25 protein-coding genes are annotated in these 24,888 nt (G+C 66.0%); 6 read left to right on the forward strand and 19 right to left on the reverse strand.

The annotated features are described in order from the left end of the window. The first annotated feature begins 4 nt into the window (after positions 1 to 4). A complete protein-coding gene (locus ACQR1I_RS16955; RefSeq protein ID WP_434866813.1) occupies positions 5 to 793 on the forward strand; it encodes an IclR family transcriptional regulator in 789 nt (262 codons plus the stop codon). Between the two features lie 3 nt (positions 794 to 796). Here ACQR1I_RS16955 and ACQR1I_RS16960 read toward each other — a convergent pair whose 3' ends face one another. The 3 genes from ACQR1I_RS16960 to ACQR1I_RS16970 form a co-directional block, all read right to left on the reverse strand. Next, positions 797 to 1,420 (reverse strand): glutathione S-transferase family protein, encoded by a 624-nt coding sequence (locus ACQR1I_RS16960; protein ID WP_434866812.1) that lies wholly within the window; start codon positions 1,418 to 1,420, stop codon positions 797 to 799. Between the two features lie 321 nt (positions 1,421 to 1,741). After that, positions 1,742 to 3,343 (reverse strand): FAD-binding protein, encoded by a 1,602-nt coding sequence (locus ACQR1I_RS16965; protein ID WP_434866811.1) that lies wholly within the window; start codon positions 3,341 to 3,343, stop codon positions 1,742 to 1,744. Between the two features lie 24 nt (positions 3,344 to 3,367). Continuing rightward, on the reverse strand, positions 3,368 to 5,029 hold the full coding sequence (locus tag ACQR1I_RS16970) for an acetolactate synthase large subunit (protein ID WP_434866810.1): 1,662 nt from the start codon (positions 5,027 to 5,029) through the stop codon (positions 3,368 to 3,370). 157 nt (positions 5,030 to 5,186) lie between these two features. On the opposite strand from ACQR1I_RS16970, the gene ACQR1I_RS16975 reads away from it, so the two are divergent. Then, positions 5,187 to 6,245: a LysR family transcriptional regulator gene (locus ACQR1I_RS16975; protein WP_434866809.1), complete on the forward strand. Its 1,059-nt coding sequence runs from the start codon at positions 5,187 to 5,189 to the stop codon at positions 6,243 to 6,245. A gap of 18 nt (positions 6,246 to 6,263) precedes the next feature. On the opposite strand, the gene ACQR1I_RS16980 is transcribed toward ACQR1I_RS16975, so the two are convergent. From ACQR1I_RS16980 to lepB, 7 genes are all read right to left on the reverse strand, one after another. Further along, positions 6,264 to 6,674: an ACT domain-containing protein gene (locus ACQR1I_RS16980; RefSeq protein WP_434866808.1), complete on the reverse strand. Its 411-nt coding sequence runs from the start codon at positions 6,672 to 6,674 to the stop codon at positions 6,264 to 6,266. 9 nt (positions 6,675 to 6,683) lie between these two features. Continuing rightward, positions 6,684 to 7,670, reverse strand: a complete 987-nt coding sequence (locus ACQR1I_RS16985; RefSeq protein WP_434866807.1) for a glutathione S-transferase family protein — start codon at positions 7,668 to 7,670, stop codon at positions 6,684 to 6,686. A gap of 19 nt (positions 7,671 to 7,689) precedes the next feature. Continuing rightward, a complete protein-coding gene (gene recO / locus ACQR1I_RS16990) occupies positions 7,690 to 8,436 on the reverse strand; it encodes a DNA repair protein RecO (protein ID WP_434866806.1) in 747 nt (248 codons plus the stop codon). 127 nt (positions 8,437 to 8,563) lie between these two features. After that, positions 8,564 to 8,944 carry a hypothetical protein gene (locus tag ACQR1I_RS16995; RefSeq protein ID WP_434866805.1) on the reverse strand — a complete coding sequence of 127 codons (381 nt, stop codon included), beginning with the start codon at positions 8,942 to 8,944 and terminating at the stop codon, positions 8,564 to 8,566. Between the two features lie 2 nt (positions 8,945 to 8,946). After that, positions 8,947 to 9,864 (reverse strand): GTPase Era, encoded by a 918-nt coding sequence (era, locus tag ACQR1I_RS17000; RefSeq protein ID WP_434866804.1) that lies wholly within the window; start codon positions 9,862 to 9,864, stop codon positions 8,947 to 8,949. Beyond that, positions 9,854 to 10,939, reverse strand: coding sequence for a ribonuclease III (rnc, locus tag ACQR1I_RS17005; RefSeq protein ID WP_434866803.1), 1,086 nt, complete (start codon positions 10,937 to 10,939; stop codon positions 9,854 to 9,856). The genes era and rnc overlap by 11 nt, the downstream gene beginning before the upstream one ends. Further along, positions 10,936 to 11,697, reverse strand: a complete 762-nt coding sequence (lepB, locus tag ACQR1I_RS17010; RefSeq protein ID WP_434866802.1) for a signal peptidase I — start codon at positions 11,695 to 11,697, stop codon at positions 10,936 to 10,938. The genes rnc and lepB overlap by 4 nt, the downstream gene beginning before the upstream one ends. 121 nt (positions 11,698 to 11,818) lie before the next feature. Between lepB and ACQR1I_RS17015 the strand changes: the two genes are divergently transcribed. Next, positions 11,819 to 12,013, forward strand: a complete 195-nt coding sequence (locus ACQR1I_RS17015) for a hypothetical protein (RefSeq protein ID WP_434866801.1) — start codon at positions 11,819 to 11,821, stop codon at positions 12,011 to 12,013. Here ACQR1I_RS17015 and acpS read toward each other — a convergent pair. The 4 genes from acpS to rpoZ form a co-directional block, all read right to left on the reverse strand. Further along, positions 11,987 to 12,406: a holo-ACP synthase gene (gene acpS / locus ACQR1I_RS17020; protein ID WP_434866800.1), complete on the reverse strand. Its 420-nt coding sequence runs from the start codon at positions 12,404 to 12,406 to the stop codon at positions 11,987 to 11,989. The genes ACQR1I_RS17015 and acpS overlap by 27 nt on opposite strands. Next, positions 12,403 to 13,191: a pyridoxine 5'-phosphate synthase gene (locus tag ACQR1I_RS17025; RefSeq protein WP_434866799.1), complete on the reverse strand. Its 789-nt coding sequence runs from the start codon at positions 13,189 to 13,191 to the stop codon at positions 12,403 to 12,405. Before ACQR1I_RS17025 ends, acpS begins: the two co-directional genes overlap by 4 nt. Positions 13,192 to 13,273: 82 nt before the next feature. Beyond that, positions 13,274 to 15,574 carry a RelA/SpoT family protein gene (locus tag ACQR1I_RS17030; RefSeq protein WP_434866798.1) on the reverse strand — a complete coding sequence of 767 codons (2,301 nt, stop codon included), beginning with the start codon at positions 15,572 to 15,574 and terminating at the stop codon, positions 13,274 to 13,276. 163 nt (positions 15,575 to 15,737) lie between these two features. Next, on the reverse strand, positions 15,738 to 16,130 hold the full coding sequence (gene rpoZ, locus ACQR1I_RS17035; RefSeq protein ID WP_006612728.1) for a DNA-directed RNA polymerase subunit omega: 393 nt from the start codon (positions 16,128 to 16,130) through the stop codon (positions 15,738 to 15,740). A gap of 353 nt (positions 16,131 to 16,483) precedes the next feature. On the opposite strand from rpoZ, the gene ACQR1I_RS17040 reads away from it, so the two are divergent. Together ACQR1I_RS17040 and ACQR1I_RS17045 are read left to right on the forward strand one after the other, a co-directional pair. After that, a complete protein-coding gene (locus ACQR1I_RS17040) occupies positions 16,484 to 17,128 on the forward strand; it encodes an NYN domain-containing protein (protein ID WP_434866797.1) in 645 nt (214 codons plus the stop codon). Beyond that, positions 17,109 to 17,795 (forward strand): uracil-DNA glycosylase, encoded by a 687-nt coding sequence (locus tag ACQR1I_RS17045; RefSeq protein WP_434866796.1) that lies wholly within the window; start codon positions 17,109 to 17,111, stop codon positions 17,793 to 17,795. The genes ACQR1I_RS17040 and ACQR1I_RS17045 overlap by 20 nt, the downstream gene beginning before the upstream one ends. Positions 17,796 to 17,926: 131 nt before the next feature. Here ACQR1I_RS17045 and ACQR1I_RS17050 read toward each other — a convergent pair whose 3' ends face one another. From ACQR1I_RS17050 to dapA, 4 genes are read right to left on the reverse strand one after another with little or no spacing between them, the layout of a single operon-like run. After that, positions 17,927 to 18,514 carry a peroxiredoxin gene (locus ACQR1I_RS17050; RefSeq protein ID WP_434866795.1) on the reverse strand — a complete coding sequence of 196 codons (588 nt, stop codon included), beginning with the start codon at positions 18,512 to 18,514 and terminating at the stop codon, positions 17,927 to 17,929. Between the two features lie 53 nt (positions 18,515 to 18,567). Continuing rightward, positions 18,568 to 19,041 (reverse strand): SsrA-binding protein SmpB, encoded by a 474-nt coding sequence (gene smpB / locus ACQR1I_RS17055; RefSeq protein WP_434866794.1) that lies wholly within the window; start codon positions 19,039 to 19,041, stop codon positions 18,568 to 18,570. Position 19,042: 1 nt separating this feature from the next. Further along, positions 19,043 to 19,462 carry a large conductance mechanosensitive channel protein MscL gene (mscL, locus tag ACQR1I_RS17060; RefSeq protein WP_434866793.1) on the reverse strand — a complete coding sequence of 140 codons (420 nt, stop codon included), beginning with the start codon at positions 19,460 to 19,462 and terminating at the stop codon, positions 19,043 to 19,045. Positions 19,463 to 19,510: 48 nt separating this feature from the next. Next, complete coding sequence (dapA, locus tag ACQR1I_RS17065; protein WP_434866792.1) at positions 19,511 to 20,401, reverse strand: 4-hydroxy-tetrahydrodipicolinate synthase; 891 nt, start codon at positions 20,399 to 20,401, stop codon at positions 19,511 to 19,513. 351 nt (positions 20,402 to 20,752) lie between these two features. On the opposite strand from dapA, the gene ACQR1I_RS17070 reads away from it, so the two are divergent. Beyond that, positions 20,753 to 23,059: a transglycosylase SLT domain-containing protein gene (locus ACQR1I_RS17070; protein ID WP_434866791.1), complete on the forward strand. Its 2,307-nt coding sequence runs from the start codon at positions 20,753 to 20,755 to the stop codon at positions 23,057 to 23,059. Positions 23,060 to 23,130: 71 nt separating this feature from the next. On the opposite strand, the gene ACQR1I_RS17075 is transcribed toward ACQR1I_RS17070, so the two are convergent. Further along, positions 23,131 to 24,621 carry a porin gene (locus tag ACQR1I_RS17075; RefSeq protein WP_434866790.1) on the reverse strand — a complete coding sequence of 497 codons (1,491 nt, stop codon included), beginning with the start codon at positions 24,619 to 24,621 and terminating at the stop codon, positions 23,131 to 23,133. Positions 24,622 to 24,888 lie beyond the last annotated feature (267 nt).

The following is a 24,888-nucleotide window of genomic DNA, read 5'->3' on the forward strand; positions in this document are numbered from 1 at the left end:
GCGCATGGGCAGAGAGAGCCGCGGCATCCAGTCGATCGAGGTCGGCGGCAGCTTGCTGCAGGCCTTGGCGCGCAGCGGCGAGCCGATGATGCTGCGCGACCTCGCGCGCGAGGCCGGCCTGCCGCCCGCCAAGGCGCATCCCTATCTCGTCAGCTTCTCGCGCATCGGCCTGATCGAGCAGGACGAGACCACCGGCCGCTACGAGATCGGCCCGCTGGCGCTCGAGCTCGGCCTGATCAGCCTGCGCCGGCTGTCGGCGGTGCGGATCGCGACGCCCAAGATCGCCGCGCTCGCCAGCGCCATCGATCACGCGGTGTCGCTCGCGGTGTGGGGCACCAACGGGCCTACGGTGGTGCGGCTGGAGGAGCCGAGCCACGCCGTACACATCGTGATGCGCGTCGGCTCGATCATGGCACTGCTGGAGACCGCGACCGGCCGCGCCTTCGCGGCGTTCCTGCCGCCCAAGACGGTGAAGGCGGCGCTCGACGCCGGCCTCGACCGTCTCGGCGTCGGCTACAATCCGAAGCGCGCACCGAAGAGCCCGAAAGTCGCGGAGATGCTGGACGAGGTCCGCGCGCAGGGCCTCGCCCGCGCCGTCGGCGATCCCCTGCCCGGCGTCAATGCCTTCGCAGCCCCCGTGTTCGACCACGCCGGGCACGTCGCGCTGGTGATCACAGCGATGGGACCGGCGGGCAGCTTCGATGCCGGCTGGCAATCGCCGCTGGCGAACCGCCTGCGTGCCTGCGCGGCCGAGATCTCGAAGCAGCTCGGCCACGGCACGGTGCAGCCGTAGAGCCTACGCGGCGGCCGACTGCTTCTCCGGCCATGGATCGGACCACGCCGGCAGCCGCATCAGTCCATCCAGCCAGCGGACGATGTTTGGAAACGACTCCAGCGGCATCTCCGCGTCGCGCCAGTCGGTCGCCATCGAGGCGGCGGCGAAATCGGCGATGGTGAGACGGTCGCAGGCGATGTGACTGTGCGAGCGCAGATGCGCGTCGAGCACGGATGCGAACGTCTTGAGCGGCGCGACCTTGTCGACCAGCGCCGCGCGGTTCGGCGCCCCCAGGCCGAAATTCCTGCGCACGATGTGCTCGAAATAGAATGGAGCCACCGCCGGGTTCCAGTGGCTGTCGGTCCACGCCAGCCAGCGCAGCACCTCGACCTGCTCCTGCGGATCGCGCGCCGGCCACATGTCGCAGCTCTCGCGGATGCAGAGGTGCGCCATGATCGCTGTGGACTCCCACAGCACGGTGTCGCCGTCGACCAGCACCGGCGCCTTCATGTTGGGATTGAGCGCAGCGAACTCCGGCGTCTTGAGGCCGCGGGTGATGTCGATGAACTCGGCGGGCACGCCGAGATGCTTGACCAGCGCCAGCACGCGCCGCGGGGCCTGGGCCTTGATCCAGTAGATCTTCATCAGGGGTCTCCTTGGCTGATGCCTTGAAGACGAACGCAGAGGGACGGGATCGACAGCCGCTCACGGAAAAAATTGTCGCGGCTAACCCACACTATATCGCCGTCATTCCGGGGCGCCCGCAGGGCGAGCCCGGAATCCATACCCACAGGCCATCATGGCTGGGCAAGATGGCTGTGGGCGTCGATCTCGTTTTACCAAACGCAGTCGTGGGTATGGATTCCGGGCTCGCCCTGCGGGCGCCCCGGAATGACGGGCGGAGAGTTCCTGGCTTCGAACCAACGACGCGTCTGTCTCACCGGGCGTCGCGCGCCGCCGCGCTCCTCACATCGCGCGCGCGGCCGCCCGTGCGGTGAGAATGCAGCCCGGCAGGAAGGTGCCCTCCAGGGAGCGTTTGCCGGAGGCGCCGCCGCCGCCGAAGCCGGCGGCTTCGCCGACGGCATAGAGGCCGCTGATCGGGCTGCCCGCGGCGTCGAGCACCCGGCTCTGCAGATCGGTCTTGAGACCGCCGAGGCTCTTGCGGGTGATCAGCTGCATGTGGATCGCGATGTAAGGCCCTGCCCCGCTCATCTGCAGCGGCTCCGGCTTGCAGGTGCGGAGCTTGTCGGGGCCCCATTGCCGCGCGTGCAGAATGCGGCGCAGCTGATCGTCGTTGTGGAGTTTGTCGCCGTTGGCGAAGTTGGCATCGAAGCTGTCAGCGGTCGCCTTGAGCACCTCGGGCTTGACGTCGTCGGTCCCCGTGAGCGCATTCATCTTCGCAGCGAGGCCGGCCAGGGTCTCGTCGACCAGGAAGTGCCGACTCTCGCGCTGCATCTGGCTGATCAGGCGGTGATTGCCGAGCAGCGTCTCCTTGAGGAACATCGCCATCTGCCGGTCGCGGATGCGCGGGTTGTGCTCGGCGCCTGAGATCGCGAACTCCTTGGCCGCGATGCGCCAGTTCAGCAGGTGCCACGTATACGGCTTCTCCTGCGCCGCGACGCGCTGACACAGCGTATGCGTGTCGAAGCCGGTGACCAGCGGCTCCGGCCCGATGCGCTCGCCGCGATGGTTGAGCCAGAGCGCGGATTTGCACGGCACCAGCGACAGGCCATGGCCCTCGAAATGCGGAAACGGATGCGGGATGCCGGCCGCGTAGTTCCACATCTCGCCGGCGTGGGTGATCTCGGCGCCGACGGCTTCGACCGCATGGTGATGCAGCCGGCCGTCGGAGAACGGATGCGCGCCGTTGAGCATCGCAGCCGGCAGCGGCCGGCCCTTCGGCCAATTGGCGCGGACCTGGTCATGGCTGCCATTGATGCCGCCCATCGCCAGCACAGTGATCGGTGCGGTGATGCAGATCTCGGCGCCGGTCTCCTCGTCGACGGCGACGACGCCGGACATTGCACCGGCGGCGCGGTCGAGGCCGACGACGCGGTGACGGTGCAGCACGGTGAGCTTGCCACCATTGTCAGAGGCACGCATCGCCGCGATCATCACGCGCGTCAGCCGCTGCGAGGTGCCCCAGACGATGTGATAGCGCGGCAGCGCATTGCCGTCGCCCTGCAGCCCGCGCTCGACCCAGTTCACCGCGGGCATGAACGTCACGCCATGCGCGAGCAGCCAGTCGTAGACGTCGGTACGGGATTTCTCGACGTAAGTGCGCGCCCATTGCAGCGGCCAGTGCTCGGTCTCGTCGAGCTCACCGAACCTGATCCAGTCGCGCAGCGCGATCTCAGGCGTATCCGGAATCCTCATGCGCGCCTGCAGCGGCGTGCCCACCAGCGCCATGCCGCCGAACGCCCACAGCGCCAGGCCGCCGAAACGCTCCGGCGTGTCGCGGTCGACGATGGTGACCGACTTGCCGGCGCGTAGCGCCTCGAGCGCAGTGACGATGCCGGCGAGGCCGCCGCCAGCGATGACGACATCGGATCGAAGCGTCTTGCTCATGTCAGGCTGCCACAGAATGGGGCGTCACGGCGCGATCTTGCGCTTGAGCGCGTGCGCCACCGGCCGCGGCATCCGTTCCAGCGAGCCCAAGAGATGCGGCAGCAGCTTCAGCTTGAGCCCGGTGAGCGCCGGCGGCACCATCGCCTCGATCAGATGCGGTCCCGGCCGGTCCAGCGCGCCCTTCAGCGCGCAGGTGAATTCGTCGGGCGTGCTGACGCGGGTCGCGCGCACGCCCATGCCGTCGGCGATCTGCGCCAGCTTCAGGACCGGCCCGTGCAGGTCGAGCTGCGATCGCGCCTTCGGTCCGATCTTCTCTGCGCCGACCCGCTCGAGCTCGACATTGAGCACCGAATAGGACGCGTTGTTGAAGATCACGGCTGTGACGTTGAGCCGCTCGCGCGCGATCGTCCACAGCGACTGGATCGTGTACATCGAGCTGCCGTCGCCGATCAGCGCAATCACCGGCCGGTCAGGACAGGCGATCGCGGCGCCGATCGCATTCGGCAAACCTTGCCCGATGGCGCCGCCGGTGAGCGTGATCAGGTCGTGCCGGGGCGCGCCGGCCGTGAACTTCGACAGCATCAGGCCGGAGCTGATGGCCTCGTCGACGATGATGGCGTTCTCGGGCAGGAGATGCCCGACCGCCTTGCAGACCTTCTCGGCCGTGAGCTTGTTGCCGCGCGGACGTCCGGGCCGCGACGCCGGCGCCAAAACCGGCGTGGCGTTCTCGGCCTCGAGCGCGGCGGCCAGCCTGGTCAGGCTGCCGGCCGCGTCCTGCGCCGGTGTCGACAGGGTCAGCACGTTGCAGCCGTCGTGCGGCAGATAGCTCTTCTTGCCGGGATAGGCGAAGAACGACACCGGCGCCTTGGCGTCGACCAGGATCAGCGTGTCGATCTCCTTGAGCTGCAGCGAGGCCATCTCCGCGAGATAGGCGATGCGCTCCACGCCCGGCAGGCCGGCGCCGCGCTGCATGCGGGTCGGGAAGGTTTCGGCGAAGATCTTGACGCCATGGGTCGCGGCGATGCGCGCCGCCGCCAGCAGCGACTCCTCGTGCAGCGCCGTGCCGCCGAGCAGAATGGCGCTGCGGCCGCCCACCTTGATCGCCTCCGCGACCGCCTTGATGGTCGCCTCGTCGGCGGCGGCCGGCGGCGCGATCACCGGCGCCGGCTCGGCCACGCCGCCCTCGCCCCAGGACACGTCGGCCGGCAGGATCAGGGTCGCAACCTGCCCGGGCCACGAGCACGCCGCCTTCACCGCCGCGGCCGCGTCGCGGCCGAGCTCCGACGTTACCTGGGAGGTCCAGACGAATTCGGGCGAGACGTTGCGGGCGACGGTCTCGATGTCGGACTGCAGCTGCGCGTCATACTTGACGTGATAGGTGGCATGGTCGCCGACGATATTGACCAGGGGCACCTTGCCCTTGCGGGCGTTGTGCAGGTTGGCGAGGCCGTTGCCGAGGCCGCAGCCGAGATGCAGCAGCGTCGCCGCCGGCATGCCGGTCATGCGGGCGTAGCCGTCGGCAGCACCGGTTGCGACGCCCTCGAACAGGCACAGCACGGCGCGCATTTCCGGCGCGGAATCGAGCGCCGCCACGAAATGCATCTCCGAGGTGCCGGGATTGGTGAAGCAGACCCGCACGCCGCAATTGACGAGGGTCTGGACCAGAGCTTGTGCGCCATTGGGCATGGGAAAAGCCTGTTGCCTGGGGGTACGCCGAAGCACGGGTCGACTTTGTCCGGTCCCCGCCATCGCATTTCCCCTGATGTATTTGCGCCATTTTGGAGTTGACCGTCTCAGAAATCCAATGAATTGTTCTGCCTTGATCAATGATCTGGGTGCATCGATGCATATCCCCACCCTGCGGCAGCTGCAGCAATTGGTCTACCTCGCCGAGGAGCGGCATTTCGCCCGGGCCGCGCAACGCGCCCTTGTCACGCAGTCGGCGCTCAGCCGCAGCTTGCAGAACCTGGAGGACGCCGCGGGGATGCGGCTGTTCGACCGCAGCTCGCGCTCGGTGGAGATCACCCCGGTCGGCGAACGGATGGTTGCACGGGCGCGGTCGCTGCTGTCCGGGGCCGACGATCTCGGCCGCGAGATGCGCCTGCTGCGCTCGGGAGATGCCGGCGAGGTGACGGTGGGCGTCGGCGCCTTCACGGGGTTGACGCTGCTGCCGGACGCCATGGCCCGGCTGTATTCGGAGCATTCGTCCGTCCGCATCATCGTGGTGCAGGACAATTGGCGAGCGCTGATGGAGGCGCTGCAGCAAGGAAAGCTCGATTTCTTCCTCGCGCACATCACCGACATCCGCGCCGACGACAGCCTGGACATCGAGCCGCTCGGCAGCCTGCCCGGCCACTTCTACTGTCGGCCGACACATCCGCTGGCGCGGCGGCGCGAGCTTTCGGCGCGCGATCTCGCCGGCCAGCACTTCGCCTCCGTTGCACTGCCGCCGGAATTCAGCCGGCGCCTGGATGACCTGATCGCTGCGCCCGGCGGTCGCGGCTTCGACGTCGCGCTCGAATCGGAGAATGCGAGCCTGCTGGTGCAAATGGCGATTCGGTCCGACATCATCCTCGTTGCCGGCGACGCCGTCCTCACCCAGGAGCTTGCCTCAGGGCAGTTGGTCCGGCTCAAGGTGGCCGAGTTGAAGGAGCCCCGCACGCCGGACCTGCTGGTCGCGCAGTTCGGCATCTTGCGGATGAGGGGCCGGACGCTGTCGCCCGCTGCGATGATGCTGACGGATCTGGTGCGCGCGCAGGCCGCGCGAATCCTGATCGCGCCACGCCGGCCTCCGGCGCCCCGCGCCGCGCGTGCTACGCAGCGGTCGCCGGCCAGCCCGCGCAAGAAGCCGAGTGGCCTGCGGCGCGGCCGGGCGCGTCACGTCAGCAGAGGCAAGGCATGACCCGGCCGCTGCCTTCCGTCACCTTGTGGCGGCGCGGCGAGACGTCTCCTGCAGGAGCAGCACGGCTTCGTGAGCGCGAGCTTCCGGCACGAACAGATGATCGTGGTGAAACGCGGAGACCGCGTTGACGCTGATGCCGGCAGCCGCGAGCGCCGTCGTCACGGCGGCAAGGAGCCCAACCGCATCGAGCGCTGAGTGCACCGTCAGCGTGATCAGGCGCGCGGCGAACTGATAGCTCAGCCCTGCCCGCTCCGCATCCTCACGCCGCACGATCAGGGTGGTCGCTTCTCGCTCACGGAACAGCATCAGGGGCGTCAGCCCGGCTGGCGGGCCGACCTCCGGCGCGACGGTGCAGAACACGAAAACGCCGTCCTGCAACTCGGGCGCCATCGAGCACAGCAGACAATCGAGATCGCGCTCCGCCGCCATGCGCCCTCGTCAGGCCGATGCGAGATGCGCGCGTCCGTGCGGCGCCGTGAAATCCTGCAACGGCCCGACCGGCACGATGCCGGTTGGATTGATGGTGCGGTGGCTCTCGTAATAATGCCGCTTGATGTGCTCGATGTTGACCGTCGCGGCGATCCCAGGCCACTGGTAGATATCGCGCGTGTAGGCTGCGAGATGCGGATAGTCGGCGATGCGGCGGATGTTGCACTTGAAGTGGCCGACATAGACGGCATCGAAGCGGATCAGCGTCGTGAACAGCCGGATGTCGGCCTCGGTCATGGCATCGCCGAGCAGGAAGCGGCGCGTGGACAGGATCTCCTCGAGCCAGTCGAGTGTCGCAAACAGCGGCGCGATCGCCTCCTCATAGGCGGCCTGCGTGGTCGCGAAGCCGCACTTGTAGACGCCATTGTTGAGCGTGTCGTAGACGCGGGCATTGATCGCGTCGATCTCGCCGCGCGAGGTCTCCGGATAGTAGTCGCCGGGCAAGGCGCCGACGTTGTCGAACGCCGAATTGAGCATGCGGATGATCTCGGCCGACTCGTTGTTCACGATCGTCCGCTGCGCCTTGTCCCACAGCACCGGGACCGTGACGCGCCCGGAATAGGTGTTCTCGGCGGCCGTGTAGACCTGGTGCAGATATTGAGCGTGGTTGACGTCATCGGCCACGACGCCGGGCCCTTCCGCAAACGTCCAGCCCTGCTCGCGCATCAGCCAGTGCACGACGGACACCGAGATCATGTCGCCGAGCCCCTTCAGCGCGCGCATGATCAGGGTGCGGTGCGCCCATGGGCAGGCCAGGCTGACATACAGATGATAGCGTCCGGCCTCCGCCTTGAAGCCGCCGGAACCGGTCGGCCCCGGACGGCCGTCAGGGGTGACGAAGCTGCGGAACGCCGAATCCTTGCGCACGAAGCGGCCGCCAGAGGCCGCCGTGTCGTACCAGACGTCATGCCATTGGCCGTCGACGAGCAATCCCATTGATCAGTCCCCTCGGGCCCTACGCCCGCGCCTGCCGCGCCCTGGCCCGAGTCACGGCGTTGATGAAGCCCTCGCGGGCATCCGAATGGCCCTGGCCGCGCGGCTCCAGCACGTGACGCAACAGGAACAGGCCGGTCAGGCGGAAGCCGTCCGCGAGGTCCTGGTCGGACCAGCCATGGTCCGGCTCGCTCTCGCGCAGGAACGGCGGCAACCGCAGCAGCCGGTCGGCCCACGGCGCGCCGGCCGTGCGCGACACCGCGCCGCCGGATTTCGGCGACACGTAGATCAGGTCAGTGGTTTCGCCCGTGGCCGCACAGGATTCCAGGTCGAGGCCGAAGCCGAGCTCGGCAAGGATCGCGAGCTCGAAGCGCACGATGTGGGCAGCGGCCTCGCCGGCGTCGTCGAAATCATCGAGCGCGTTTTCGAGCCGGAGATACATGTCTTCATGCGGATCACGCTCGGGCAGCAGCCGCGCCAGCGCAGCCAGATGGGTCACGCCATAGGCGCCGTGCGAAGCGGACATCAACCCGGCGGCGCGCAGGGTCAGCCCGTCGATGGCGTACATGCCGAGATGCTCGTCGAGCCGCGCGCGCCAGATCGCGCGCACCGTGTTGCCGGGCTGCAGCACCGGCCGCATGCGCTTGCCGCTGGCGCCGCGGACGAGGCCGAGATGGCGGCCGTGTTCGCGGGTCAGCAGCTCGAGCACGGCGGAGGATTCGCCGTGTCGCCGGATGCCGAGCACGATGCCATCATCGGTCCATTCCATCGGACGAGCGGTCTCCAGGAGACGAGCAACAGAACGTGGCGTGGGCAAAGCGCAGCGTGCCCACCATGTGCAGCAACGCACGCGTCGCGGTGGGCACGCTGCGCTTTGCCCACCCTACTCGACTTCATCACGCATTGAACCAGCCGCGCGAATCGCCGGTGAACGAGTAGTACAGCCCGATCGTCGTCAGCGCACAGGAGATCACCTCGATGCCAGCGTCGAGCGTCATACCCTTCTGGTAGATGACCTGCACCAGCGAAATGTCGGACAGCACCAGCGCCGCCAGCAGCACCCAGCGCGGCCAGTTCTTGCGCCGCTGTGCAGCCAAGTAGACGAAATAGAACATCAGCAGGATGACGACGCCGTTGAGAATGGTCTGCGCCGCGATCATGTCCTCGGTGATCTCGAACGTCGGAGTCCGATCCGACACGGCGACCGACAGCGCATCCAGCATCAGCGAGATGTAGAGCAGCACTTCGAACCACAACACGTTGCGCGGCACGCTCATCGTCATTCCCTGGGGAACTCGAGTCCCATTTCCCGGTAGCGGTCGGGATCGTCGCCCCAGTTCTCGCGGACTTTCACGAACAGGAACAGGTGCACAGGCACGCCGGTGATCTCGGCGATTTCCTTGCGCGACTGCGCGCCGATCGACTTGATGGTCGCGCCGCCCTTGCCGAGCACGATCTTGCGCTGGCTGTCGCGCTCCACGAAGATCGTCTGCTCGATCCGGATCGAACCGTCCTTGCGCTCGGTCCAGCTGTCGGTCTCGACCGTGGACTGGTACGGCAGCTCCTGATGCAGATGCGAATAGATCTTCTCGCGGGTGATCTCGGCCGCGAGGTGACGCATCGGCGCGTCCGACATCTGGTCTTCGGGGTAATGGAACGGACCGGGCGGCACCATCTCCGCCAGCGCCCGCCTGAGATCGTCGACGCCGTCGCCCGAGATCGCCGAGATCATGAAGGTGCGCGCGAAGGGCAGCTTCTCGTTGGCCGCGGCGACCAGCGACAGCAGCTTTTCGCGCGGCACCAGGTCGACCTTGTTGACCACGAGGATCTTCTCGTGCGCAACCGAGGCCGCCTTGTCGATGATGGCCTGCGCCTCGTCGTCGATGCCCTTCTTGGCATCGAGCAGCACGCACACCAGGTCGGCGTCATGCGCCCCGCTCCAGGCCGTCGTGACCATCGCGCGGTCGAGCCGCCGCTTCGGCGAGAAGATGCCGGGCGTGTCGACCAGGATGATCTGCGACGCGCCTTCGATGACGATGCCGCGGATCAGCGCGCGCGTCGTCTGCACCTTGCGCGAGACGATCGTGACCTTGGAGCCGACCAGGGCATTGACGAGCGTCGACTTGCCGACATTGGGCGCGCCGATCAGCGCGACAAAACCGCAGCGGGTCTGCCCCGCCTGTTGTTCAGCCGTCATTGCTGCCGCCGCTGACGCCTTCGCGCTCGATCATGACAGATGCCGCCACCTTCTCGGCCGCGCGCTTGGAGCCGCCGACGCCTTCGGCCGGCTCCAGGCCCGGGAGATCGACGGCGACGCGGAATTGCGGATCGTGATGCGGCCCGGTGCGCTCGACCTCGCGATAGACCGGCGTGGGCAGGCCCTTGCCCTGCGCCCATTCCTGCAACACGGTCTTCGGATCGCGCAGCGGACGCCGCGGCTTGTGCATGCGCTCGGTCCAGTTGCGCTCGACAAAGCCGGCGGCAGCCGTGTAGCCGCCGTCGAGAAAGATGGCGCCGATCACGGCTTCGCAGACGTCACCCAGCACCGACTTGCGCAGCCGCGCGCCGGCGCCGGCACCGACCGCGCCGAGCTTGATGTCATCGAGCAGGCCGAGCGACTTGGCGACATCGGCGCAGCTCTCCTTGCGCACGAGATCGGCCAGCCGCTTCGACAGCTCGCCTTCATCGGCGCTCGGGAACGAGCGGTACAGCATGTCCGAGACGATGAGGCCGAGCACGTGGTCACCGAGAAACTCCAGCCGCTGATAGCTGTCACCGCGCTTCTTGGACGATTTCAGCGCCGACACATGCGTGAAGGCGGTGCTGAGCAGGGACGGATCGGCAAAGTGATGACCGATGCGCGCTTCGATCGCGGCGTTGGCGGCCTTGTCGGCAGCCTTCGCGCCCTTGGCTGCGCTGGTGCCCGCGCTCTTGGCGCCGCTTCTGCCCTTCGTCTTGCTCCGCGGCGATTTGGCATCGGGCTGACCATCGGCCGACGCGGACACCGCCTCGGACCGGGTCTCGCGCACGCCGGCAACCGGCTCGGCTTGCATGTCGGTCAGCTTGGTCTCTTTCGACTCGGTCTTCGCCTCAGTCTTGGCGTCGGTCTTGGCGTCGGTCTTGGCGTCGGTCTTGGCCTCGGACTTGTCAGACCGCGCCTCGGATTTCGGCCGCGACACAGACTTCGGCGCAGCCTCGAGCGCACCCGTGCCGGGTTGCGGGCTCGCAGCAGCGGCCTGTGTGGTCTGAATCTCGGGTGAATCGTCCGTCATCGCACGAATTTGAAAATACGGTTCCAACGCACCGCCACTGGCCAGCGCCAAAACGCCCAGGCGTGTTCGCCCTCGGCGATCGAGAAGAAGATCAGCTGAGCCCGACCGACGATGTTCTCGAACGGGACGTATCCGACCTGAGAGAGGAAGCGGCTGTCGGTCGAGTTGTCGCGGTTGTCGCCCATCATGAAGAAGTGGCCCGGCGGGACGGTGTAGACATTGGTGTTGTCGACATAGCCGTTGTCGACGCAATCGAGCGTCTCGTAGCTCACGCCGTTCGGAAGGGTTTCCTTCCAGCGTTTCACCCGGGCGGTCGAGTCGGGCTGACCGCAGGGGTCCTCGCCGACGAAGTCACTGAGACGCTCGCGCTGCACGGGCTTTTCGTTGACGTAGAGCAGCCCTTCGCGCACCTGGATGTGGTCGCCAGGAAGACCGATCACCCGCTTGATGTAGTCGGTGGTGTCGTCCTTCGGCAGACGGAACACGACGATGTCGCCCCGGTTCGGCTCCGAGCCGAAGACACGCCCCGAGAACAGCGGCGGCGACAGCGGGATGGAGTAGTGGCTGTAGCCGTAGGAATATTTCGATACGAACAGGTAATCGCCGACCAGCAGCGTCGCCTTCATCGATCCCGAGGGGATGTTGAAGGGCTGAAACAGGAAGGTGCGGATCACGAGCGCGATGAGAAGCGCATGAACGACGACGCGAACGGTTTCGCCGACGCCGCTCTCAGTCTTGGTTCCGGAGGTCACGCTCATCGCTCTTTCACTGTCCCTTGGCGAACGGTCCGACGATTCGCCAGCCTTTGCAGAACACCCCTCCCGCCCCGCGAACAACCTAACGTTCCGCAGTTTAAGGGATTCTGTCCTGATTCTGGTGGTGAAGGCCAATCCCGGTATGACCCAGGACCGGCCCCTGCTGCAGTCGCTCGATTTGGCGGGTTTTAGACGACTGTTCCGGCCCGCGCAATCAACGGCCGCATCAAAACTCTATAACGTGCTGGAATCGATTGCATTTTTGTTTTTCCGGACCGAAGGCCGCGATCATTCAGGTCGTGTCGCGGCGCACGGCTGAAATTATGACGAACGCCTGCGCCAGCGGCCAGTCGTCGGTGATCGACAGATCGATGCGGGCCTCGCAACCTTCGGGGGTCAGCGCCTTCAGGCGTTCTGCAGCACCACCCGTGAGTTGCATCGTCGGCCGGCCACCCGGCATGTTGACGACGCCCATGTCGCGCCACCACACGCCATGGCGGATGCCGGTGCCGAGCGCCTTGGAACAGGCCTCCTTGGCGGCGAATCGCTTGGCATAGGTCGCGACCACCATTTTCTCGTTCTTGGCCCGCCGCTCGGCCTTGGCGCGCTCGGCCGGGGTGAAAATGCGGTTGAGGAAGCGCTCGCCATGACGCTCGATCACCTCGCCGACGCGCCGGATGTCGATCAGGTCGGAGCCGATGCCGATGATCATGCCGCCCGGCTCCGGCCGCGATCCATCGCCGCGCGCATGGTTCGCACCGATTCGCCCAGGCCGACGAACAGCGCCTCGCCCATCATGAAGTAGCCGATGTTGAGCTCGACGAACTCCGGCAGGGTCGCGATCTGCTCGGCGGTCGCATAATCGAGGCCGTGCCCGGCATGGACTTCGAGGCCCGCCGCATAGGCCTGCCGGGCGCCGGCCACGATCCGCTGCCACTCGGCCTCGGCCTTCTCGTGATGACCATCGGTGATGGCATCGCACCAGCCGCCGGTGTGGATCTCGATCACCGGCGCACGCAGCCGCGCCGCCATCTCGATCTGGGCCGGGTCGGCGGCAATGAACAGCGAGACCCGGATCCCGGCCTCGCTCAGCCGGGCAATCGCGGGCGCCAAAGCATTGTGCTGCCCCACCACGTCGAGGCCCCCCTCCGTCGTCAATTCCTCGCGCCGTTCCGGCACCAGGCAGCAGGCGTGCGGGCGGGTCGCAAGCGCGATGCGCACCATCTCCTCGGTGGCCGCCATCTCGAAGTTCAGCGGCTTGGAGGTCTCGGCTTTCAACCTGATCATGTCGTCGTCGCGGATGTGCCGGCGGTCCTCGCGCAGATGCGCGGTGATGCCGTCGGCGCCGGCCTCGATCGCGAGCAGTGCGGCCCGCACCGGATCCGGGCTGCGGCCGCCGCGGGCGTTCCGCAGGGTCGCGACGTGGTCGACATTGACACCGAGGCGGAGCTTCGGAGGGTGTGATTTCGAAGTATCTGACTTCAAACGATCTGACATGGGCCGGCTCGCAGAACTCTTGAAAACCATGCGCGTGGTTTAGCGCTATCCGGTGACAGAACGAAGCCGCCAAACCGGCAGATTAGCCATTCACGCGGTCGACCTTCGCCACGATAGTCTTGGCGCGGAGCTGGTTGATGATCGCCGAGAGATGCTTGAGGTCGTAGACCTCGAGGTCGATCGTCAGCTCGGTGAAATCGGGCGAGCGGCGGCTCATGCTGATGTTGTCGATGTTGCCGTCATGCTCGGCGATCACGGTCGCGACCTGCGCCAGGCTGCCGGGCTCGTTGACGTTCTCCACCCGGATGCGCGCCGGAAAACGCTGCGGCGAGGTCTCGTCGACATCCCAGCGGACGTCGAGCCAGCGCTCGGGCTCGTCCTCGAAATCCTTCAGCGCCGGCGACTGGATCGGATAGATCGTGATCCCCTCGCCCGGCGTCACAATGCCGACGATGCGGTCGCCCGGGACGGCGCCGCCATTGGGCGCGAACTTGACCGGCAGGCCGGAATTCAACCCGCTGATCGGAATCGCGAACGGACCACGATGCGGCTCGGCCGCGGGCGGCGCCGCTGCCTTGGCCGCGGTCGTCGCCGCCGCGGTCTTCTTGGCGCCGTAGCGCACGACCCGCTCTTCCTTGTAGTCCGGATACATCGCGCGGGCGACGTCGGAGGCCTTGATCTCGCCGCGCCCGACCGCCGCCATGACGTCCTCGATCGAGGCCCGCGCCAGCCGCGGCAACGCGCCCTTGAGCTTGTCGTCGGCATATTCGAGCTTCGTGCGCTCGAACAGTCGCTCGACGATGCGCCGGCCGAGCCCGGCATATTGATCGCGCACGGCGGTGCGCGTCGCCCGCCGGATCGCCGCCCTCGCCTTGCCGGTGATGGCCAGCGTCTCCCAGGCCGACGGCGGCGCGGACTGCGCGTCCGACGTCAGTACCTCGACTTCGTCGCCATTCTGCAGCTCCGACGATAACGCGGCGAACTTGCCGTTGATCTTGCAGCCGACGGCGCTGTTGCCGACGTCGGTGTGCACGGCATAGGCGAAATCGATCACGTTTGCGTGGCGCGGCAACGCGATCAACTTGCCCTTCGGCGTGAAGCAGAACACCTGATCGTGAAACAGCTCGAGCTTGGTGTGCTCGAGGAACTCCTCCGGATTGGCGCTCTCCGACAGGATACCGATGGTGTGCCGCAGCCAGGCAAAGGCGTTCGATTCGCGCTTGAGCAGCTCGGTCGGGGAGCCGATGCCGTCCTTGTAGAAGGCATGCGCCGCGATGCCGAGCTCGGCGATCTGGTCCATCTCCTCGGTGCGGATCTGCAGCTCGACGCGCTGCTTGCCGGGGCCGATGACCGTGGTGTGAATCGAGCGGTAGTCGTTCTGCTTGGGCGTCGATATGTAGTCCTTGAACCGGCCCGGCACGACCGGCCAGGTCGTGTGCACGATGCCGAGCGCGCGGTAGCAGGACTCGACATCCGGCATGATCACGCGGAAGCCGAAGATGTCCGACAGCTGCTCGAAGCCGACCGATTTGCGCTCCATCTTGGTCCAGATCGAGAATGGGCGCTTGCGCCGGCCCGAGACGCGCGCGGTCAGGCCGTGGTCGCGAAACTTGCGCGCCAGCTGGCTCTCGATCTCGCCGATCAGGTTGCGGTTGCGCTCCGCAAGCGCATCGAGCCGCTGCATCACGACGTCATAGGCCTGCTGGTCCAGCGTCCGGAACGAGAGATCCTCCAGTTCCTCGCGCATTTCCTGCATGCCCATGCGGCCGGCCAGCGGTGCATAGATGTCGAGGGTCTCCTCGGCGATTCGGCGCCGCGACGCCTCCGGCACGAATTCCAGCGTGCGCATGTTGTGCAGGCGGTCGGCGAGCTTGACCAGCAGCACGCGGACATCGTCGGCGATCGCCAGCAGCAGCTTGCGCAAGTTTTCGGCCTGCTTGGCCTCGCGCGACACCAGCTCCAGCCGCTTCAGCTTGGTCAGGCCCTCGACCAGCGCGCCGATCTCCGGCCCGAAGAAGCGGTCAATCTCGGCGCGCGTCGCCTCGGTGTCCTCGATCGTGTCGTGGAGCAGCGCAGCGACGATGGTGGCGTCATCGAGCTTGAGGTCGGTCAGAATGGCCGCGACCTCGAGCGGATGGGTGAAATAGGGATCGCCGGAAGCCCGGGTCTGCGACCCATGCGCCTTCATGGCGTAGACATAGGCCTGGTTGAGCAGATCCTCGTTCGTGTCCGGATTATAGGAGCGGACCCGCTCGACGAGATCGTACTGCCGCATCATCCGCGAGCGCGGCTTTTGCGATCGCGGCCGCTCGGCCGACGGGGCTGCCACGGCCGGTTCGGCTGCAGCTTGCATCTGCGAAGGAGTGTGGCGCGAGACCACCATGAAAACTGTCTAAACCTTTATCTTTGGGAGCGATTCGGCGGTGCCCGCGCTCGATCCATTTCTCCTATGGTAATCACGAAATCACGCCCAAATGCAAAGGCCCGGACGTGGTCCGGGCCTTCACAATCTCATAAGTTAATTTGAAGCCGCGAGTCTGACGAGGTCACTCGTCCTCTTCCGGCTGCTCTTCCGGCGGCGCGAGGCCTTCGAGGCCCTTCAGCAGCTCTTCCTCGGTCATGCGCTCGACGGCCACCTCGGTGTCGTCGGCATCGACGCTGGCGCCGGCCGAACCGATCAGCGGCACCGTATCGGGCTCGGGCTCGTCGACTTCGACGAACTTCTGCAGCGAATGCACCAGTTCTTCCTTCAGATCCTCGGGAGAAATGGTCGAATCCGCAATTTCCCGGAGTGCCACAACGGGATTCTTGTCATTATCTCTATCAATTGTAAGTTGTGATCCGGACGAGATCATACGGGCACGGTGCGCGGCCAGGAGGACCAGGTCGAACCGGTTGTCCACTTTGTCGATGCAATCTTCCACGGTGACGCGCGCCATCGATTGTCGCTCCGGTCGGTTGTGTGCTTAATATGCTGATTATGTTGGGCTAGTTATAGAGGCTGACCGGGTTTCGCAAGGCCAAACTGGCGATCGGCCCAGGTATCCGGCAGGCAGTGTCAATCCGGGGACTTGAACTGGCGGCCATCCTGGTCCGCATAATAACGGGCATGGACAAGAAAACGCTTCATTGCGTCGTCACAACTGCGCCTTTGTTGCCCTGATCGCTTCCGTTTGCGGTAACCTCACACCAGACCGACCGCTCGACGCCTGCGCAGTATATCTTGAGATGGAAAGCGCGACCGACTGGAGTCGCGCCAAAAAACAGAAGCTAACTGAACGCGAGACACTGAATGTCATCTTCGACCAACAAGATTGCGCTCTTCATTGATGGCGCCAACCTATATGCAACGGCCAAGACGCTCGGCTTCGACATCGATTATAAGCGCTTGCTCAAGGAATTTCAGAGCCGCGGCACGCTGCTCCGGGCGTTCTATTACACGGCGATCATCGAGGATCAGGAGTACTCGTCGATTCGCCCCTTGATCGATTGGCTCGACTACAACGGCTATACCGTCGTGACCAAGGCGACCAAGGAGTTCATCGACGCCAGCGGCCGCCGCAAGGTCAAAGGCAACATGGATATCGAGCTCGCCGTCGACGCCATGGAGCTCGCCGAGCACATCGACCAGATGGTGCTGTTTTCGGGCGACGGCGACTTCCGCTCGCTGGTGGAAGCGATGCAGCGCCGCGGCGTTCGCGTGACGGTGATCTCCACGATCTCGAGCCAGCCGCCGATGATCGCCGACGAGTTGCGGCGCCAGGCCGACGTCTTCACCGATCTCATGGAGCTGCAGTCGAAGCTCGGTCGCGACCCGTCGGAACGTCCTGCCCCGCGCGAGCCGCGCCACCATTCCCCGCAATTCTTGCAGCGCTCGACGGCGCCCGCAGCACGGACCCCCACGACAACTCCGAACGATGAAGATTTCGAGGACTAGGCCCGCCAAGGGCGCGGTGCCCGCAAGCGCCTCTCCATCGTCGACCGATCCGAACCGAGACTGTCCGCTGTGCCCGCGCCTCGTGGAATTCCGCGAGGCGCAGCGGGCGCGCGAGCCGTCCTGGTTCAATGCGCCGGTGCCTTCGTTTGGCGCGGCCGATGCCCGCCTGCTGATCGTCGGGCTGGCTCCGGGGCTGCAGGGCGCCAACCGCACGGGACGGCCGTTCACCGGCGATTACGCCGGCGAACTGCTGTACGGGACGCTGCTGAAATACGGCTTCGCCCGGGGGCGATTCGAGGCGCGCCCCGACGACGGGCTGACGCTGGTGGATTGCCGAATCAGCAACGCCGTGCGCTGCGTGCCGCCGCAGAACAAGCCGCTGCCGGCCGAGATCAACCAGTGCCGCACGTTTCTCGGCGCCACGATCGCCGCGATGCCGCGCCTGCGCAGCATCGTCGCGCTCGGCCGCATCTCGCACGACACGCTGCTCAAGCTGCTCGGACTTCGCGCCGTCACCGCCCCGTTCGCGCATGGCGCCGTGCATCAGGCCGGCGGGATCAGGCTGTACGACAGCTACCACTGCTCACGCTACAACACGAACACCGGCGTGCTCACGACCGAGATGTTTCACGCCGTGTTCGCGCGGGTGAAGGCGGAGCTGGATTAGCTCGTAGGGTGGGCAAAGGCGCGCCCGGATCTTTGTCGTTAGCGTTGCTAGTTCGCGCGCCGTGCCCACCGCGGTCCCTCGCCGGCACCGCCGGTGGGCACGCGCCGCCTGATGGCGCCGCTTTGCCCACCCTACGTAGCCTCGCGCGCCGGATGATCCTTCAGCCACGCCAACACATCGCCTGCATTCCGGTCCGGCGGAAACACCGGATAGAACATTTGCGTGATGCGTGCATCATCCACGATCAAGGCCAGCCGCTTGATCATGGTCAGCCCGACGATCTCCATGGTCGGCAGCCGCAGCGCGTTGGTCAGCTCGAGCGTCTCGTCGGACAGCACCGGAAACGGCAGGTGCAGGCGCGAGGCCATTTCGGTCTGGTAGGCGTTGCTCTGCGTCGACAGCCCGAACACATGGGCGGCGCCGGCCGCCTTCAGCTCGCCGAACAGATCGCGGAAACTGCAGGTCTGCGGCGTGCAGCCGCGCGCGCCCGGGATCATGTCCCAGTCCTCGACCAGCGACACCTTGCCGGGCTCGCCGGTCCGCGGATAGGCAAACACGACGGTGCGCCCCGGCAGAGCCGACAAATCGACCAGCGTATCGTCGGTCGCGCGCAGGCCGATGGAAGGAAGGGTCATCCCGACCAGATGATCAGCGGCGCCATCATCGATCGGCGCCGGAATCGCGCTCCAGTCGACGTGCAACAGATTCTTCTGAGGCATCGGATTGCTTCCCTGGCTTGGCTATCGGCGTCCGAGACCGCCGCGAGGCTGCGTCAGCCACGCGCCCGCAACAGCCGGCCCTTCTCACGGCCCCAGTCGCGCTTCTTCTCGCTCTCGCGCTTGTCGTGCAGCTTCTTGCCCTTGGCCACCGCGAGCAGCAGCTTGGCGCGGCCGCGCTCGTTGAAATAGAGCTTGAGCGGAATCAGCGTCATGCCCTCGCGCTCGACCGCGCCCATCAACTTGTGGATCTGCTTGCGATGGAGCAGCAGCTTGCGCGGCCGTTTCGGCTCGTGGTTGAAGCGGTTGGCCTGCAGATATTCGGGAATGTTGGCGTTGATCAGCCAGATCTCGCCATCGCGCGAATCCGCATAGGATTCCGCGATGGTCGATTTGCCGCCGCGCACCGATTTCACCTCGGTGCCGGTCAATGCGATGCCGGCCTCGATGGTGTCCTCGATCGCGTAGTTGAACCGCGCCTTGCGGTTCTCGGCGGCGACGGTGATCTTCGGCTCGTTCTTGTTGGCCACGTCAGGCTTTCTTCAGGAGATCCCTGATTTCGGTCAGGAGCTCGACCTCGGCCGAGGGCTTCGGCGGAGCCGCGGGAGCCGCCTCCTGCTTGCGCTTCAGCTTGTTCATGCCGCGGATCACCATGAACAGCACGAAAGCAACGATGAAGAAGTTGAGCGTGATCGTCAGGAAGCTGCCATAGGCGAGGACAGCGCCAAGCTTCTTTGCGTCCGCCAGATTGGTCGCCTCGGCCGCCTTCTTCGACAGCGCGATGAAGTAGTTCGAGAAGTCGAGGCCGCCGGTGACCGCGCCGATGATCGGCATGATGATGTCGCCGACCAGCGAGTTGACGATGGCCCCGAACGCCGCGCCGATGACGACGCCGACCGCGAGGTCGACGACGTTGCCCTTCATGGCGAATTCACGAAATTCCTTCAACATGTCCGCTTCCCCCTCAGACTTGCAAAAAGACCTCGGCCGATTGGCCGCTCAGTTGATCAGCCCGGCATGGACCATGGCGTCGCGCACGGCGATCCGGGTCGGCTCGGACACCGGCACCATCGGCAACCGCAGCTTCTCGTCGATCTTGCCGAGCAGCGACAGCGCGTATTTCACCGGCGCCGGGTTGGACTCGATGAACAGGTTGGTGTGCAACGGCATCAGCTTGTCGTGGATCTTGAGCGCCGCGGCGACGTCACCCTTCTGCCACGCGGTGTGAAACTCCGAGCACAGCCGCGGCGCGACGTTCGAGGTCACCGAAATGCAGCCATGGCCGCCATGGGCCATGTAGCCGATGATGGTCGCATCCTCGCCCGACAGCTGGTTGAAATCCTCGCCCATCGCGGCGCGCTGCTGCGAGACACGCACCATGCTGGCGGTGGCATCCTTGACGCCTGCGATGTTCTTGAGCTCGAACAGGCGCTTCATGGTGTCGACGGACATGTCAATCACCGAGCGCGGCGGGATGTTGTAGATGATGATCGGGATGCCGATCGCGTCGTTGATCGCCTTGAAGTGCTGGTAGAGACCCTCCTGGGTCGGCTTGTTGTAGTACGGCGTCACCACCAGCACTGCATTGGCGCCGGCCTTCTCGGCATGCTGGGCGAGCTCGACGGCTTCCTTGGTGGAGTTGGAGCCAGCGCCGGCGATCACCGGCACGCGGCCCTTGGCCTCGGCGATGCACCACTCGACCACCCGCTTGTGCTCGTCATGGCTGAGCGTCGGGCTCTCGCCGGTCGTGCCGACCGGAACGAGCCCGTGGGTGCCCTCGTCGATCTGCCAGTTCACAAGGCTGCGAAACGCCGCCTCGTCGACCGCCCCGTTCTTGAAAGGAGTGACCAAGGCGGTAAAAGAGCCTCGGAAATTCGTCTTGGCTGCCATGGAACTCCCTCCCAAACGCGTGCGGCCCTGTCCAAGCGCACTTCATACCGGGTCCAGAGACAGGGCGGAAGGCCCGCCCTCGCCAGAGCTGCCTTCTCAACAAGCACCTCACCCCCCGGCGAATCAGCTGCTTCGGGTGTGCACCGTCCGGGGGCGCATGAAACGACGCCGTTTCCGGCGCCGGGCCAGACCTCGGTTTTGCGTTGCAGTATCGCACCGCCGCCCTTCGGTCGTGATTTTGCCGCGGTGTTGGCGCAGGTTGCAACCGATCCCAGTACATTTAGGATTTGTTCACCTTTTCGATAGACCAAGGTCGTCAGGGATCGAAGTCATCCGCCGCAAAGGAACGCCGTGCCCTTTTTTGCCCGCGCTGCCGCATTGCGATCGACCGCCCTGTCGCTGTCTCTCTCGGTGTCACTGGCCGTGGGCCTGACGCTCGGATGCGCAGGCGGAGACGTCGCCCAGGCCAAGGACAAGGTGCCGCTGCCGAAGGCGCGGCCGATCGCCCGCGGCGCAACGCCCAAGAGTCCTGCGAGCCCGACTGACACTGCGGAGATTCGCAGCAAGTCCGACGCCCGCGCGGAGATCAAGGCCGACACGAAAGGCGCCAAGGGCTCCGGTGAGCCGCCGCGGACGGCTCCCAGGGACCTCACGCCCGGAGCGGCCGCGCCGAGCCTGCCCCCGCGCCAGCACGCCGCCCTGCCCGCCTCCCGCAAGCCGGTGATTCCCGCCGCTGTCGCCGCGACGTCCTCGACCTCGGAATCCGACAAGGAGGCGCTCGGTAACGTCATCGAGCTGGTGCGCAAGCGCAAGCCGGACGACGCCACCCAGGTCGAGCAGGCCATCTCCGATCCGGTTGCCCGCAAGCTCGCCGAATGGGTGATCCTGCGCAGCGACAACAACAATGCCAGCGTCGAGCGCTATCGGGCGTTCATCACCGCCAATCCGAGCTGGCCATCGCAGAGCTTCCTGCGCCGCCGCCTCGAAGCCGCGCTATGGGACGACAAGCGCGACGACGCGGTGGTGTGGTCCTGGTTCGAGAACGAGTCGCCACTCTCGGCCAAGGGCCGATTCGCGCTTGCCCGCGTGATGCTCAATCGCGGCGACCGTGCCAATGCCGAACGCCTGGTGCGCGAGGCCTGGCGCGGCGATGCGATGTCGGAGGACACCGAGAACAACATTCTCGACCAGTTCGGCCCGCTGATCTCCGGAGGCGATCACAAGGCGCGGATGGACACGCTGCTGTATGGCAGCGAGCACGAGGCGGCGCTGCGCGCGGCCAAGCGCCTCGGTTCCGGCTATGTGGCTTTGGCAAAGGCGAGGATCGCAGCCTATCGGAAGGCTGCCAACAGCCGCGCGCTGCTCGACGCCGTTCCGCACGAGCTGCATGGCGACGCCGGCTACATGTTCAGCCGCATCCAGCTGCTCCGCCGCGACGAGAAATTCACCGAGGCGGCGCAGCTGATGCTGAGCGCGCCGAAGGATCCGGGCCGGCTGCACAATCTCGACGAATGGTGGATCGAGCGCCGTCTGCTGGCGCGCAAGATGATCGACAGCGGCGACTACCGCAGCGCCTATCTGATCGCGCGGGACGCGGCGCTGCCGAATCGCGACATCTACAAGACCGAGCAGGAATTCACCGCCGGCTGGATCGCGCTGCGATTCCTCAACGATCCCCAGACCGCCGCGCAGCATTTCGCCCGCATCGGGGTGGGCAGCGTCAATCCGACCACACTGGCGCGGGCCGGCTATTGGCAGGGCCGCGCCGCGGAGGCGATGGGTCGCGCCCAGGAGGCGCGCGCGGCCTATACGTCGGCAGCCGAGCAGTCGACGAGCTATTACGGGCAGCTGGCGCGGGCCAAGCTCGGCCTGCCGCAGCTCGGGCTGAACGGAGCCCCGACCGGCCGCGGCCGTGGCGTCGAGCGGCTCGAAGTCGTACGCGCCGCGCAGCTGCTGTACGAACTCGACGAAGGCGAGGTCGCGATCCCGATGTTCGCCGACATGGGCGACAATGGCGATCCGGATGTGCTGGTCGGTCTTGCCGAGATCGCCGGGCGGCACAGTGACGCCCGCGCGATGCTGCTGGTCGGCAAGGCTGCCCTCAACCGCGGGCTGCCGTTCGACCATTACGCCTATCCGGTCAACGGCATTCCGGCGTTCCGGTCGATCGGGCCCGAGGTCGAGCAGAGCGTGATCTTCTCGATCGCGCGCCAGGAAAGCGCCTTCAACCAGGCCGTGGTGTCCCCGGCGCAAGCCTATGGGTTGATGCAGGTGACGCCGGATGCCGGCCGCTACGTCTGCAAGCGTGCCGGCGTCAGCTTCGACCTGAACCGGATGAAGACCGACCCGGTCTACAACGCCCAGCTTGGCGCAGCCGAACTCGGCGGCCTGCTCGAGGACTACCGCGGCTCCTACATCATGACGTTCGCGGCCTACAATGCCGGCCGCGGCAGCGTGAAGAAATGGATCGATCGCTACGGCGACCCGCGCGATCCCAAGGTGGACGCGGTCGACTGGGTCGAGCTGATCCCGTTCGCGGAAACCCGCAACTACGTGCAGCGCGTGATGGAGAATCTGCAGGTCTATCGCGCCCGCTTCGGCGGCGGATCACGGCTGCAGATCGAGGCCGATCTGCGCCGTGGGTCCGTTGTCGAGTAGCGAGGAACGAGGCTGACGATCGATTGTCCGTCAGCCCTATTCGCTACTCCCGATTCGCCGCTCGCCCCTGATCACCAGTTGCGCTGGGCGCGCAGCAGCATCGAGACCGAATCCTGGTCCTTCAGCTGGTAGGTGGCTGCGGGCTTCGCCACGGCGGCGACGGCCGGAGCGACAGCGGTGCCGGTGAACTTCTGATCCAGCCGGGTCCAGGCCACATCGGCCGAGAACGTCAGGTTCTTGACCGGCGTCCAGCGGGTGATCACACCCAGCGTCGAGATGTTGAAGTCGGGGTTGCAGTTGGCCGCCGCGATCTTCAGATCGACGATGCCTGCGCCGTTACAGATCAGGCCCTTGGCCGTGGCGTTGTAACGCACGGCGGCATAGGAGCCGTAGACGGCCGTGTTCCAGAACGGATCCCAATTGTGGGTGAACGCGCCGCGGACACCATAGGTCGTCGTCAGCTGCTGCTGGGTGCCCGCCGCGAACACGGAGTCGGAGACGCCGGCGAAGCCGAGGCTCTGGTAGGCGCCGGCCATGTTGCTGCCGCCGTACATCGCGTAGTTGATCGGCGAGAGGCTCTGGAAATTGTAGCGGCTGGCGCCGTTGGTGTAGACGCCCTGCACGTTGATCGTGTCGCCGACACCGGTCGGGATGTTCTTGACCGACAACGCCACCTGGGCGGCGTAGCCCCACTTGTCAGCCGGATGGCCCGTGACCTCGGTGGCACCGTTGAAGGCGGTGTGGTTGTCGTGAACCGCGACCGACGCCTGGACGAGACCCCAGGCCTGATCGACGCGCACCATACCAATGATGTCGGGAGCCACGTTGCCGCCGAACGACGTCGTACCGTAATTGCCGGTGAGCACGCCGGCCGCGGTCTGTCCCGTCGTGTTGAAGATGTTGGATTGCGAGTACAGCGTCGGATCCTGTGCCGAAATCGCCGCCGTGATGCCGGAGCCGAAATCAGCCGTATAGGTGAACTGGTTCACACCGGTGATGGTCCCGCCGCCACCGGCCAGGCCGTCGAAGTTGTTGCCGGGATAGTTCGCCCAGGGTGCATCGAATTGCGACAGGGCCCTACCGATGGTGAAGCCGGCGAACTGGATGAAGGCGTTGAAGACACCGAGCGTGCCGCCGCCGATCGCGTCACCGGTGAAGGTCGACGGATTCGACCCGGTGACGCTACCGCCGGTGAATTGGAACGCACCTTCGAAGAAGGTGCGGACGACGCCGTACTCCGTCGCCGTGCGGGTATCGATGGTCAAATCGGCGCGCGAGCGGGTCGTGTAGTAGTTGCTGAGGCGGTTGCGGGCACCGCCGACACCGTTGGCCTGATTTTGAAAAATGTTGTTGGTATTGAACGCGGCATCGACGCGGATATAGCCGCCCAGCTTGATGCACGTGTCGGTTCCGGGAATGTAGAAGAAGCCCGCGCCATACAGCGAGCAGACCCGCACATACTCGATCGCCTTCGCCTTGATCGGAAGGTCGGCGGCCTGAGCTCCACCGACAGCGAGCAACGCCGCCGCCGAGCCAAGTACAAGGCTCTTCACCGTCTTCATTCCAACCTCCAAACTGCTGTCTTAGTCACGTTATCTGGATCACGGCCCACATCCCGGCGCCCACCAGCTCCGGTCCGATCACCTATTGGCGGCACCGTGACAGCGATTAGGGTTGGGGTCGCAGCGCTCGCGGGGCACTTTTGGTGTATTCTCGGACCATTCTCGTGGCGGTGCGAAAGAAGAACACGCGTTGCGCCTTATGCTCGGCACGGCGTTGCCCCCGCATGGACGCGAATGCTTCGCGGATTCTTCGCGATGGAACTCGGC

It is taken from the genome of Bradyrhizobium sp. HKCCYLS2038 (genome assembly GCF_051167655.1).
Taxonomy (GTDB): Bacteria; Pseudomonadota; Alphaproteobacteria; order Rhizobiales; family Xanthobacteraceae; genus Bradyrhizobium.